This window comes from Paraburkholderia sp. FW306-2-2C-D06C, from assembly GCF_058781505.1.
This window is the reverse complement of the sequence record NZ_JBYSWU010000046.1, coordinates 23,045-36,396: the sequence shown is the minus strand read 5'-3', so window position 1 is coordinate 36,396 and position 13,352 is coordinate 23,045. Positions and strand designations below refer to the sequence as shown.

8 protein-coding genes are annotated in these 13,352 nt (G+C 61.7%); all 8 read right to left on the bottom strand.

The features are described from left to right. Window positions 1–19 precede the first annotated feature (19 nt). Window positions 20–1,843 (bottom strand): type VI secretion system baseplate subunit TssF, encoded by a 1,824-nt coding sequence (gene tssF / locus AC3WLT_RS27745; protein ID WP_492594866.1) that lies wholly within the window; start codon window positions 1,841–1,843, stop codon window positions 20–22. Window positions 1,844–1,886: 43 nt separating this feature from the next. After that, the gene (gene tssA / locus AC3WLT_RS27740) at window positions 1,887–3,464 is read right to left on the bottom strand and encodes a type VI secretion system protein TssA (RefSeq protein ID WP_492594865.1); all 1,578 of its coding nucleotides are present in this window, start codon (window positions 3,462–3,464) and stop codon (window positions 1,887–1,889) included. A 5-nt stretch (window positions 3,465–3,469) separates the two neighbouring features. Next, window positions 3,470–4,549, bottom strand: coding sequence for an AcrVA2 family anti-CRISPR protein (locus tag AC3WLT_RS27735; protein ID WP_492594864.1), 1,080 nt, complete (start codon window positions 4,547–4,549; stop codon window positions 3,470–3,472). Window positions 4,550–4,569: 20 nt separating this feature from the next. Next, window positions 4,570–8,220 (bottom strand): ImcF-related family protein, encoded by a 3,651-nt coding sequence (locus tag AC3WLT_RS27730; protein ID WP_492594863.1) that lies wholly within the window; start codon window positions 8,218–8,220, stop codon window positions 4,570–4,572. A gap of 91 nt (window positions 8,221–8,311) precedes the next feature. After that, window positions 8,312–8,602: a PAAR domain-containing protein gene (locus tag AC3WLT_RS27725; protein ID WP_492594862.1), complete on the bottom strand. Its 291-nt coding sequence runs from the start codon at window positions 8,600–8,602 to the stop codon at window positions 8,312–8,314. A gap of 536 nt (window positions 8,603–9,138) precedes the next feature. Continuing rightward, a complete protein-coding gene (locus tag AC3WLT_RS27720) occupies window positions 9,139–10,332 on the bottom strand; it encodes a T6SS immunity protein Tli4 family protein (protein ID WP_492594861.1) in 1,194 nt (397 codons plus the stop codon). 26 nt (window positions 10,333–10,358) lie between these two features. Beyond that, window positions 10,359–11,372, bottom strand: a complete 1,014-nt coding sequence (locus tag AC3WLT_RS27715) for a T6SS immunity protein Tli4 family protein (protein WP_492594860.1) — start codon at window positions 11,370–11,372, stop codon at window positions 10,359–10,361. A 98-nt stretch (window positions 11,373–11,470) separates the two neighbouring features. Then, a complete protein-coding gene (locus AC3WLT_RS27710; RefSeq protein ID WP_492594859.1) occupies window positions 11,471–13,351 on the bottom strand; it encodes an esterase/lipase family protein in 1,881 nt (626 codons plus the stop codon). Window position 13,352 lies beyond the last annotated feature (1 nt).

Genomic DNA, 13,352 nt, shown 5'->3' with positions numbered 1-13,352 from the left:
AGGTTCCCGTGCGGCCCGTTCAAAACGGCGCTCCTTCGCCCTTCGTGTCGGGCCACTCGATGCGCCGCCCGGTCGGTTGCGACACGATCACGAGCTTCGTGTACAGGTTCAGCGTTGCGTACAGCCCGAGAAAGCGGTTCAGCATGCCGCCGAACAGCTCGATATCGCCGTCTCCGGCAAACTGGCCGCTGTCGAGCGTGACCTCGATTTCGACGCCGCGCTGTAGCCCGCCCTTGACCAGCTTCTGCAGCAGCCGGTGCTGTACGTCGGTGATCGCATCGATCCTGCGTTTGTTCAGCTCACCGTCGGTCCAGTCGTACAGCGCGAGACTGCCGCGCAGAATTTCCGGATTGAGCAGTGACAGGTAGTTCGGCGCCAGGTGGGAGAGCACGCGCCACTGGAAGCGGTCGCCGGTCGGCGGGTACACGGGTAGCGTCGGTGCGGTCAGATTGCGCACCGAGCCGATATTCGTGAAGCCGCCGCGCATGCGCGTGATGCCGGCTTCGCGCAACCCCTTGCGCGGCAGCATGCCATTGGTGCCGGTGACGGAGAGCGACAGCGTTTCCTTTGGCAGCGTGTGCTGGTGTTCCCAGGCATGCCCGCCAAGGACGAGCCACGTGTCAAACCGGCCGGACGGACCGCGCCGCATGCGCGTATGGAAATACCGCTCCGGCATTTCATGGCGGAGCATGCCGCCGCGATGACGGAACGACGCGAACGGCGCATATTCGAAACGCTGGCCTGAGCCGGACTCGAAACCCTGCACTGTGTCGACCGAATACACCTCGGCATGCTTGCCGTGCTGCTCGAGCGCATGGACGCGGTATTCGGTCTCGAACTGCGTGGCTGTAATCGGCTCCGCCTCCAGTTCGAACAGGTTGATGATCGGCGTGCAGAACAGGCGCAGATTGTCGGCCGAAAAGCGCATGTCGTCCGGATACGGCTTCGCGAGCACAATCTCGACGTCGAAGTATTCGGCAGCCTGGGGAATTGCCTGCATGTCGAGACCGACGAGGTCGACGAACATGAATTTTTCTGGAAACGTGAAGTACTCAAGCAACAGCTGGTAGCCGCCGAATGCGTTGTCGGCCTTCGGCCACAGACGCTCGTCCGCGGCAAAGCCCGCGGGTTCTATATGCATGCCCCGCATCGGTTGGGGTGCGCCGGGGCGGTCCTCGGGGTAGCCCGGAATGCGCACCTGCACTGCCAGTGGATCAGCCGTTAGCGCCGCATATAGCGTCAGCGCTACCGGCCGGTCGGCATGCAGGTACAGCCGTAGACGCGGCACCTCAAGCTGTTCGCGCCGCGCCTGCGGCTGCAGTTCTAGCCGCAGACGGATCACCGAACGGCCGTCCTCGCGGGCGTACGCGTTCGCTTCGCTCAGGCGCAGCGGATACAGGTCGACCGCCTGGGTCGTCCGGTAGACGCATTCGACGCCTTCTTCCCCGATGCTCGAAGGAAGTCCCTGTGGGATCGGATCGGACATTACCTCGACTCCCGGCGCGAGCGTTTCATGTTTCTGCAGCGCGCCTGCGGCCGGCTGCAGTTCAAGAATCGACAGCGACGGAATCATGCGCAGATAGTGCGGCCACAGCATGCTGACCAGCCCCTCGGTCAGCTCGGGCAGTTCATCGTCCAGCTTGTGGCGAAGCCGCCCCATGAGGAAGGCGAATCCTTCAAACAATCGCTCGACATGCGGATCGCGCTCGCCGACGCGGTCGATGTTGAGCATGCGCGCGCGATCCGGAAAGGCGTGCGCAAACTCCTTGCCCGCCTCGCGCAGATAGCGCATTTCCGCGTCGTAGTAGCGGAGGATTTCGTTGTCTTTCGTCGGACTGTTCATCGGCTCAATCTCAGGTGGTGCTCATGCTCATTCAGGCAAGCGCTCATGCAATCGCAACCGCGCGCGCCGGATCGATTGCGGTCAAATCGCCCATCAGAACTTCGATGCGCTGAGCGAGTGCGGGCTTGTCTGCATCCTTGCGGTTTGCGCGGATTTTCAGAAGGCGCACCAAGTGATGCTTGGTTTCAAATGCCAGCGATGGTTCCCAGACCACCAGCTGGAAGCGCTGCGCGGCAGCGTCAAGCGTCGACAGCAGATGCAGCGCCGTATCCGGCCGTTCGGCGCGCTCGGCCACACGCGCCATCACCAGCTGACGCACGAAGCGGTCGCGTTCACCGTCCTGCGCGGGCAGTTGCTGCAACCAGGCGAGCGCTCCGTCGAGTCCCTGTTGAGCGGCCATGTCCGAGGCCTGCGCTTCGGTTTCCGCCCAGTCGGTACGCGCCGACTGGACGCTGACCGGCGCAACGGCCTCGCCCCGTTCAACGTCGCGCACGGTCGCGTACCGCGCAATCCATTCGAGCGTGGTGTCGTCGGCAAACAGCGAACCGTCCGAGAACGCGAGGCGATCAAGGCCCGGCAGGCGTTCGAGCATCAGCGCGCAATCGGTCGCGACCAGGTCGCGGACCCGTGCATATTCGCCGCCCGCCTGTTCCTGTGCGGTGAACGCGTAGTACTGGAGGTCGAGCCAGAAGTGGTTCGCGCCTTCGGCGAAGGCGGTTTCGACCCGGTCGAGCAGTTCCGGCCACTGCTTCTGCAACATAAGCCGTTTGAGATGCGCCCGCAGTTCGGCACGCGGAGCCACAAGTCGGGTCCTGCCGCTGACTTCGTGCGGCGGCACGTCGGTCAGCGTATCCCAGCGCACGCAACGCATAAGCCGGTACGCTGCCAGATAGCCCTGCGGCTGCTCGCGCAGAAAGTGCGCCATCTGGCGCGCACGGTCGAGCAGTTCACGAGTCGATGAGACTTCGGTTGCTACCGGCAGGGCCGCCACAGGCGGCCCGTTGCCCGATGACGGGTCATGCTTCGCACTGTCGGACGGCAGCGGCGTCTCCACGCATCCCTCGAAGCGGCGGAACAGCGCATCCAGTTCCGGGCGCGCGGCGTCGGGCCATGGCGCGGTGCGCTCGACGATCAGCGCGAGCGCCGAGAGCGTGCGTTCGAGCAGCGGGCCGGACAGTCCCTGCACCCGGTCGAGCCGGTCCGCAAAGGTGCTGCCGGCAAGCCACTCGAGTGCCGCCTTGCGGGTCTCGGCGCGGGCCGGCAGCATGGTCTCGCCGAAACGGTCAATGAGCGCGGACAGCAGCTCGAATCCCGACGCGACACCTTCGGCGCCATCGCGGCGCATGCGCCCGTAGACGTAGAAGACGGCAACGCGTGCATCCTTGCTGGTGCGCCTAAGCAGCCGTTCGGCGGTATCGACGATCAGCGTATCGTCGATATCGGACAGCTTCGCGACCTCATCCTTGATGGCGAGAAAATCGTCGTCGTAGGCAGGGTCAGTGCCGGCCGGGACGGCGTCGCTGATGGGCTGTAGCCAGTCGTCCCAGCGGCCCTGTGTCGAGCGGGCCAGGTCGGACGGCGTGCGTGCGCCGAACAGCGCGTTGAGGAGGTTCGTGAACATGTTGGTTAATGATCGGCCGGGACTGATTCGGTAAGCCGGTCGGCACGGATCAGCGTCGGCGCAATGAAGATCAGCTTTCGCAACGAGAACTGCGGGCCGTGCGCCTGCATCCGCAGGTGGCCGCGGCGCCAGTGTGGTGCGACCTCGCCGGGACCATAGTGGATCAACTGGGTCGGGCCCACGATGATCCTGTTGTAGCGGCTGGTCAGTCGCCGTTCCAGTTTCGATGCTTTTTTTCCGCCTACACGCGAGAGCCGCGCGGCGGTTTCGTTCTGGCGCAATTCGTCGGCGCGGATCGCACCTGGCGTCTGCAGGTACAGCAATACCTTGGCGCACATCTGCACCATGGCCACGGAAGTGGTGGCACCGGCGCCAATATGGGCGACATTCAGCACGTGATCGATCAGTGAATCGCGCTCGTCGGTGAAACAGAGCTGTAGCGCGTAAGGTAGATCCTGTGGATTACCTGGCGCGGTGCCGACCGCAAGAAAAACGATATCCCGACGCTCGCCCACATGAGTTTCGAAAATATAGATGCCGGTGGTCGTGCACGGACGATCGAGCGAGGACCACAGGGTTGGATCGACCGCCTTCGCCATCTCCGGACCGAAGCGCAGAAAAATGGCCGGCACCGGCATCCTGAAGAGCGACGCGGGCACGTCCTCGCCGATATCGGTCTGCGCGAGCCAGGTCTGCAACGCGGGGGTGGGTTCGATCACCGCGTGCGGCCTCACCTGGTAGAGCGCCGCGGCCGAGGCAAGCAGAACCGGCCGCTGCACTTCATCCTGCGTCATGGTGCGGAAGAACTGCGGATTGTTGATACGCACCGCCTCAACGAACAGCTCCGTTGCTGCCTGCCCCGCGTCGGGAGGCCCATAGGCGCCATTCGGTCGCAGATGCCATCGGTCACCCCGTTCACCGTCACGGCGTTCGAGGACCTTTGCCCATGCCTCCCAGGCGGGCACCAGACCAACGCTGGCGGCCCGCACCGGCGGCAGTTCACGGCTGGTGTTGCGCGTGTCAGCAGTTGCGACGAGAAATTCCCTTGCGCGCAGATCCAGTTCGCGCGCGAGCAGGTTCAGCACCGTCGTGTTCTGTCCAGATTTCATAGCGGTCTCTGGCCTCCCGGCAGGGGTGTTTCGGCGTGCCTGGCTGCATCGAGCATCGCCTTCGGAAGAGGCGGAGGACCGTCCGTTTGCGCAGTCTTCTTTGCGCCTTGTGCTACGCCCGGCCCCTTGCCCACAAAAATTCGCGCCGGCATCACGAAGCCCTTGAGCGCAAGCAGTTCCAGAGGCCCCTTGCCGACATCGGTGCGCATCATGTAGCTCAACGGATAGGCAAAGTCCGGTGAAGCCGGCATAAGGGGACCATGCGTATTCAGACTGTCGGCATCCAGGGCGTCGGCTTCGTCGCTATCGACGCTGTCATTCGCTGCGCGCGCCGCGCTTGCTGCACCCGGCGCGGCGGGTTGCGTCGCCACCTGCACGGACTTCGATGCCTTGGTGTCCGGAACGGCACGCCACGTCAGCTGGTACGTCGCGTTGTCGACCGGCTCAACTCTGGCCCGTTCCAGCATCCGCACCAACCCCCAGCGCCCACTGAACTCGAAGCTCTTGTTGGTCCCGGCTTTCTCGGTCTGCCATTGCAGCCGTGTGCCGAGGTTCTGCGGGCTGTTCGACGGCCATGTCAGCGCCTGCCAGGTCTCCTGCTGGTTGTAGTAGTGCAGTTTCTGACCATCGAGCGTGAAGACTGAATCCGTCACGCCGGGCGTCGGCACCGGTTTGAAATCGAAGCGGTATTGCGGTTCGCCCTGCGCGAGCAGGTGTCCTGCGATACGCTGCAGCGTGTTCACCGCCTTGAGGAACGTCGGATCGACGGACATCGTCGCACTGCCCGCTGCCGCCGGTACCCACTGATCGCCCTGCAGTTCGAGCACGCCCGCCAGCTGGGTGCTCAGGAACGCCGCGATCAATCCGCCCTGTGGTCGCAGGAAGCGCGCGAGTTCAGGCAGCGACGCATCGTTGTCGGTATTCGCAAACGGATATCGTCCCGCGAACGAACGGTTCCACGTCGCTACTATGGTCTGCCGCCATGCATCGTTCAGGCTTGCCTGCGCCGGCTGCAGGACCGTTTGCATGGCCTGCGTGACGGGTCGCACAAACAGCGCGTCACCCATACCGGCCCATTGCGCGCCAAGACTGGCGGCGATCAGTTGGGCATACGCCCGAGTATCGGCCAGCTCCGAGCCCTTGCCCTGGAACAGCGATTGCGCGATCTGCCTGGCCTGCGCATCCGCATCGGGACTGTCGCTGATCTGCTGCAGCTTCAGGCGCAGCGTGGTCACACGCTCCATAAAGCGTTGCAGGCTCAGGTCGCTGTTTGAACCCACACCAGCTGCGCTGTTGCCATTACCCTGTGCAACGAGCCGCAGGACCGGACCGAAAGAGGCGCTAAGCGGGCCGGCAGGATCGGGTTTCGCCGTCTCCGGTCCCTCGACCTTGCCGCCAAACACGTTCTGTGCTTTCGTCACCAGCGTGTCGGACAAGGATTCCTTCAGCGCTCCTGCCCCACCCTGGTACTCGAGCGACTTCATCAGCGCGATCACGGACGACTGCCGCGCATCGGCCATCAGCTTCAGTTGTTCGATCGCGGACGGCAGCGTCGTCGCCGGTTCCCACTGGAGCGTGTTCATGAAGCCTTGCCAGTGATCAGCGTAGTCGGCGAAGTATCGGCTCGTCAGCTCTGCCTTCAGCGCATCTGCTGATTGCGCCGGCTCCTGCCTCCGCTGAGCATTCAGGTTGTTGGCCAGCACCCAGTCGCCCGCGACCTCGCTGCGCTTCGCGGCTTCGTCAATCGCGGCGGCAATCGTGCCCTCGTAAGCCTGCCGCGTGAAAGCGCCGGGTACGGTTGCGCTCGTGTGAAGGAGTCCGCGCGTGTCGGTGCCCGCGGTCAGGGATGACAGCGTCTGGTCGGGATACCGGTTGCCGACCGCATCGAGGATGCTCTGGTAGATCGTGTCTTCGGAATTCTTCACGCCGATCACCGCGAGCAGCGTCTGGCGCGATGCGTTGACCAGTTCCGGACGCGGCTGGATGCGCCAGTCGGCGTGCGTCTTCAGGTGCTGTGCGTAGAAACCAAGCAGGCGCTCGGACACGTCGAGCTTTTCGCCAGTTGGCAGGCTGGCTTTCGTGCTCCAGTAACGCATGAGTAACGGCGTCATGAACCCCGCGTCGGCGCGGTCGGGTGCGGCCATCATCAGGTACGTCTTGAGCGCCTTGTGGCCGTCGAGCGCGAGCCGGTTGGTCTGGTCATCGAGCTGGGTGGTTTGCATCTGGCTGAGATCGACGAGCTCGGCTTCGAGATTCTGCTGGACCGGCGTAATGAGCGCGCGTCGGCTTGCCTGCGCGTAAGGTGTCCATAGCGCGGCGAGCACGTCGGGATCGTGGTTCAACCCGAAGCGGGTTAGCAAAGGGGCATGGTGTTGCGTCCGGTCCTCGTACAGCGCTATTCGCTGCTGCAACGACAACAGCGCACGCAGCCGTGCCGCCGAATCCGGCGCGGCGTTGAGCGTCTGTACCGCCTGCCTGGTGAGATGCAGGTCTCGTGCATTCATGAGACCTGAGACCAGCATGCCGGCGCTCCATACGCCGATCACGGTGAGCGCGAGGATCGCGAATAGGGTTATCGGATGCCAGCCGATGCGACGGCCCTGTTCGGTGCGCGCCGCCTCACCGATGTGCTGCCAAAGCGGCAGATCTGCGCTGGTTGGGGCGTCGCGAGTAGCGTTGAGCGGGTACGGCGAAAAGAAGACGCCACTAGCCGGCTGGTGGCGCTGTCCGCCGGTGAGCCCCGCAATCCAGCTGGCCAGCACCGAACTGCGGGCGTCAAGACGCTCGGACAGTTCCGCGGCATACCGGTCCTGGCCGTTGCGGCTCAGTTGTGCAACGCTGCGATCGGCAAGCCGGTGACAGACCGATTGCAGCGCGGCTTCGATCGTCTGGCGATCCGCTGCGCTCGGCAGTTCGCAGCCGATCACCGGCGAAGTACCGTTCATCACGGCATCCGTGTGCGCGACGTCGAGTACGTAGAGCGGTGCGGACCAGTGGAGCGCGTCGGCGATGCGCGCGAGGTTCACGCTGTACGCACTGCCGCCGCGGCGTTGATCAGGCAGATCACCCGTGCCGTCGAGCGTCAGCACCACTGCGTCAACTGGACGGCGACGACGCAGTTTATACAGATGGGTCAGCCAGCCCGCATCCGGCTGGCCATCAGAACCCGTGCGGCTCCATAGCAGCACGGCGTCATGTGTAACCAGCCAGCCGTGTTTGGCAAGCTCGGGCAACAACCTTCCGATCGCTGCATCGTCGCCGGTCAGCAGAAACCATGGGCGACAATAGCGCCAGCGCCACCCATATTCGTGTCGAAGTTCACGGCGAAGCGGCTTCAGTCCATTCTGTTCAGGCTTCCTTTTGTCGTTCGCGGCGAGAATGCTCGCCTGCGTGGTGCCGGCCATCTCTGGTTTCCGGAAATGCAGCCACTTCCCCAGCGCGCGAACCGCGTCCGACCAGCGGCCCAGGCGGTCAAACGACGCAATGATTGCCAGCACCAAGGCGCAAACCGCCACCATCGACAGCCAGAAGCTTCGCGCTTCCGACGTCCTGATACCCGCGTACTCGCCCCAGATCAAGATTGCGCCTGCGACGAGCAGCGCCAGGACGAGTATTGAGACAAGGTCTATCTGCAGCTTCTTCATCATTTAGAAATTACCTTCATGCGCATGCCCGGCATCCCACCCGGGACGCGCGGTGTCGCCCAGGCCGGCGACAACAGGAACGCGCCGCAACCGCTCAGACATCCATGTACGACGAGTACTGGGACGGAATTAGCAGGGGACTCAGTTCGCAGCGGCACACGCACAGGTCGTCACTTAATGCGCCTTCTCGTCCGTCAGGCCCCTTCATCGACAGACGTGGCCCGGCACAGACGATCCGTCCCATCGTCTTGCAAGACGGACACCACACCGGATCGCCCTCATAAGCCTGTTCGCGATCGCCTACCATGTCGTTTGAGTCGCCACCCTCGACGCTGCCAGCGGAGGTAGTTCTGTCGCCTTTCAGGATGTCGTAACGCCTCGTCACTTGCCCGCTCCTCGTTCGTTGTATCGTTCTACTGAGTCATCCCACAGCGACCCACCACTGCAACGCGTTTAGTCGAACACCGCGCGCCTCTGAAGTATCGCGTTACAGTCAGACTTAATCCTCTGGATGGGCTACCCACCATCGCTGCCAGTGAGCCCTATCTGTTGAAACAGGAGAAGCAAATCTGACTTGTTTCAAGTTTGGGTACCCTGCATATTAGATTTCGCACTTCCTAGCATATTGCAGGACGTGCCAAACAGGTCGTGACCCATGCAACTCATCAGGGAACAACTCGATAGCAGTATCGCGGAGAGCACGCAAAAAATGAGGCGCATGATTGACTTCAACATGAATTTGTCAGCCTGAGTCGGATTGATCAATTTGGATTCGAGCCATGAGGACGTTGATGCATAGGCCGAACCAGATGAGGATGCTTCGGCGGTCGCAACCAGCCATATCCCGATAGATATTCCGTGTGCATGAAGCAAGCCGCTTAATGCACTGGAACCGGACGAAAGCCCTTTTTGCAAGCATCATTACATCGCTCCCGGCCGCAGACGCATGCTGTTGAGCAACGTGTCCCACACCTGAATCGCGCCCGCTTCATCGACAGATGCAGACACTTCTTCCGGTTTCACGCCATCATCCTTGTCGGCATCGGTCAGCGCATCGCCGAGCATCAACTGGATTTCGGTATGTGGTTGTGCCATGGAATGGTAGACCCCCGGCGCCATCAGATAGAAGCGGAATACCTGTACCGGCCCTTCCTTGATGGACAACAGCACTTCTTCCGCATCCATCCCCGCAACCTGGCGCTTGCCTTCACGCAGCACGCGTACACGTTGGCTGTAACCCTGCGCACGCAACCGCGCACGCAGATCCGGCAGCGTCTTCAGCAGGGACGATTGCTGGTCCACATCCACCGCATCGCGCATCTTGATCACGAACATCGAAGATTGTCCCGGTTGCAGGATGATGCTCTGCTCGGCGACCTCGCTGTTGCGCGAAGCGCCACCGATCAGCGCGCCATTGATGCAGAAGCCGCGCTCGGTGGGAACCGTCCAGTTGTCGCGATAGGTAACGTTTCGGTACCACTCGCTTTCATCATCGATGACCTTCTGTACAACGCCACTGCCAAGCTTGAATTTCATCGAAAGCATGTTGCTGCCAGCCAAAACATAGCCTTCTCCCGTGTAAGAGAAATCAGGCGCATCCCCAAATTGTTTATAGATCATCAAACGTGATGTCTTGCTTGGGGAAACGGCATTCTCTAGCCACGGGATATCGACTTCTCTAATTCCATTGTCGCCATTCCTGATCATGTCGTCCGTCAGAGGCAAAGAAACTGTCCGTTTTTTGGCTCGCAAATCGTTTTCCCGCGTATCAACCTTGTGCCGGAACGTTCCATCGCTGACGTTTCTAGTGACGTCGATCCTGTCGCCAACGTACTCGTATTTTTCGTAGTACAACTCGCTACCACTCGGGCGGTCGATTACCAAACGGCCAATGCACCACGGGCGCAGATCACCCAGCATAGGGACGTTGTTCATCATGGGCTCTGCGGAAACCATCGGCGCACAGGCGGATAGCCAAAACATCGACATGAAAAGTGGCGCGCACAGCACGCGCCACGGAACCGGCCCCGCATTCATCGGGCGTTCGCCTTGATAACGGCTACGCACGGACGAGTCGCTCCGACGCAGAAAAATCCTCGCCAGCAGCCTGCTCACGCAGAACCCCCGATGTTGCTCCGCCATTACATGGCCCCCGGCCGCAGGCGCATGCTGTTCAGCAACGTGTCCCACACCTGAATCGCGCCCGCTTCATCGACGGATGCAGACACTTCTTCCGGTTTCACGCCATCATCCTTGTCGGCATCGGTCAGCGCATCGCCGAGCATCAACTGAATTTCGGTGTGCGGCTGCGCCGCCGAATCGGGATTACCCGGCGCTATCAGATAGAAGCGGAATACCTGTACCGGCCCTTCCTTGATGGACAACAGTACTTCTTCCGCATCCATCCCCGCAACCTGACGCTTGCCTTCACGCAGCACACGTACACGTTGGCTGTAACCCTGCGCACGCAACCGCGCACGCAGATCCGGCAGCGTCTTCAGCAGGGACGATTGCTGGTCCACATCCACCGCATCGCGCATCTTGATCACGAACATCGAAGATTGCCCCGGCTGCAGGATGATGCTCTGCTCGGCGACCTCGCTGTTGCGCGAAGCGCCACCGATCAGCGCACCATTGATACAGAAGCCGCGCTCGGTGGGAACCGTCCAGTTGTCGCGATAGGTAACGTTTCGGTACCACTCGCTTTCATCATCGATGACCTTCTGTACAACGCCACTGCCAAGCATGAATTTCATGGAAAGCATGCTGCTGCCTGCTAGTACGTAACCTTCTCCGTAAAAAGCAGAGTCGATTCTTTTTGCACGTTCCTTATAAATCAATAACCGCGAATTTGGCGTTGGAGAAACGGCTTGTTCTAGCCACGGCGTATCGATTTCCTTAATTCCATTATCGCCATTTCTGATCATATCGTCAGTCAGAGACAAAGAAACTGTCCGCTTTTTGGTTCGCAACTCGTTTTCCCGCGTATCAGCCTTGTGCTGGAACGTTCCAGGGCTGACGTTACTAGTGACGTCGATCTTATCGCCGACGTACTCGTATTTCTCGTAGTACAACTCGCTACCGTTCGGACGGTCGACTACCAAACGACCAATGCACCACGGGCGCAGATCTGCCAGCATAGGGATGTTGTTCATCATGGGCTCCACGGAAGCCGTCCGAGCGCAAGCGGACAGGCCACATATCAGCAGAAAGAAAGACGCGCGCAGCGCACGGACAGGGAACCGTCTCCAGCTCATCGGACGCTCTCCTCGATGCCGTGTGCGATCTGCGCCACGCTGTACAGCGTGGCCCAACGAGACCACGGATGCGCATAGGAGAGCTGATGGTCGTAGCCGCCCTGCACAAATACCATCTGCACGCCATTGGCCTTGCCCATCGACAACCCGGGTATCAACCCGCGCCCCTGCGCTGCAGCCGACCACGATGGCACGGTGCCGTCGCCGCCAATGATGCCGTTGCCCTTCTCGCCCGGCTGGGGCGCGACCGCCTTCTGCTGTACGGTGACTTTGACGATCTGGCCGCGCACACGGATCGTCAGCACACCATGATGATCGTCGTCGATCAGCTCGGCGGCTTCCAGATCCTTGGCGGTGACGCCGTCAGGAAAGTCGCCCCGCCATATCACCGTGCCCCAGGTTTGCAGCTTCTTATCAGGTAGCCCGGCCTCCAGCTTGGACGGCGCCTGTCCGCCATCGGTGGAATTGGGACTCAGTGCACCGTCCCCATACATTGCGTAAGTATTAGGGTGGTAGTTATTGATCAGGTTTCTTTGCCGATCCACGACCTTTTCCATGGTCGCTTTGAAGTACTCGTGCACGTCGATGGTTTTCCCCTCTCTCTTAAGCCTTTTCTTCACAACCCCTGCCGGGTCCAGAATCGAACTGTCTGGCAACAGGCCATACCAGGCATCGCTGATGTAAAGCTCATCGAGCGCGCTCGCCCGGGGCCAGGCCATGATTTCCTTGCCGCTTTTGTCCTCAAAAATCCACCACGGCTTTCGACCGTTGTAGTCCGGCATCGGAGAGAGTTCCATCGGGCCTTCCGCATTGCTGGCAATCGCAACAAACTCCGCGTCGTCTCTGCCCAGCAAGCTCTTGTCGACGAAGCCTTCGCCGCCCGTTCGGAACCGCTTGGCGAACACCGGCGCGCCGGTGGCAGGCTGCACACCGTGGATCACGCCATGGAAACGTTTGGCGCCGCCGAGGAACTGCGAGGCCATGCGCGCCACGAGGCCGCCCATCGAATGCGTGATGATGATGGCCTTGTCCGTATTGTTTTCCCGGCAGATCTCGTGGATGCCCATGATGCGCGTGACCTTTTTTGTCTTGGGATGCTCGAATTTCACGCCGTCCAGCACATGCTGTCCCGACACTTCGTTCGACTGCAGGAAGTTGTAGCCGATCGCATAGACCGGGTACCGGTACCGGACGAGCGACTGGAACACGTCCGAATCGGCCGTGATCGGTTCGCCGGGGCCGTGGCCGCCATAATCCGCAGGATCGGTGCCGAGCACCGCTTTCAGCGCGGCCTTCTCGCCCTTCTCGTCACCATGCGCCCACTCGCCTTGGGGCTGTCCATTGCGCATAGGCGCGTTGAGCGTGTGCTCCAGCCAGGCCAGCGTGGGCTGGTAACTCCAGCGATGCAGCGTGTTCCAGCCGCGCCGCTTCGCTTCCTCCTCGCTCAGCCCGCTGCCGCCCACCGTGACTGGCCCCCGCGGATCGACCACCGCCTGTTCGGGATCGAAGCGTGTCGCGCGCGTTACGGCACTCTGGAACCAGCCCGCGATCACGGACATCGCGCCGGAAATGCCCGAGAACACACCGTCCATATTGGGCGGATACCACACCGGTCCGCCGGTGTTCTTATTCGCCAGCAGCGTACCCATCACGCCGGGAAGGAAGATGACAGGAATCGCCGGACGCGGATCACAATGAATTTCCTTGCACCTCTGGTCGCCATCGGGCGTGAGCACGGCGCGCGCAAACGGGACGCCGTCGGCATCGAAGCTGCTGGTCAGCCGGACAACGTCACCGTCGCCGCTTCGCGCGCCGGGAGCCGCGGGACTTGCGCCGTCTTGCGTTGCCGTATCTTGATCGAATGTGCTGCCGCTCATC

Excerpts from the sequence above, each read along its gene's own strand:
- tssF (WP_492594866.1), bottom strand. The coding sequence starts at position 1,843 with ATGAACAGTCCGACGAAAGACAACGAAATCCTCCGCTACTACGACGCG.
- tssA (WP_492594865.1), bottom strand. The coding sequence starts at position 3,464 with ATGTTCACGAACCTCCTCAACGCGCTGTTCGGCGCACGCACGCCGTCC.
- AC3WLT_RS27730 (WP_492594863.1), bottom strand. The coding sequence starts at position 8,220 with ATGATGAAGAAGCTGCAGATAGACCTTGTCTCAATACTCGTCCTGGCG.
- AC3WLT_RS27715 (WP_492594860.1), bottom strand. The coding sequence starts at position 11,372 with ATGAACAACATCCCTATGCTGGCAGATCTGCGCCCGTGGTGCATTGGT.
- AC3WLT_RS27710 (WP_492594859.1), bottom strand. The coding sequence starts at position 13,351 with ATGAGCGGCAGCACATTCGATCAAGATACGGCAACGCAAGACGGCGCA.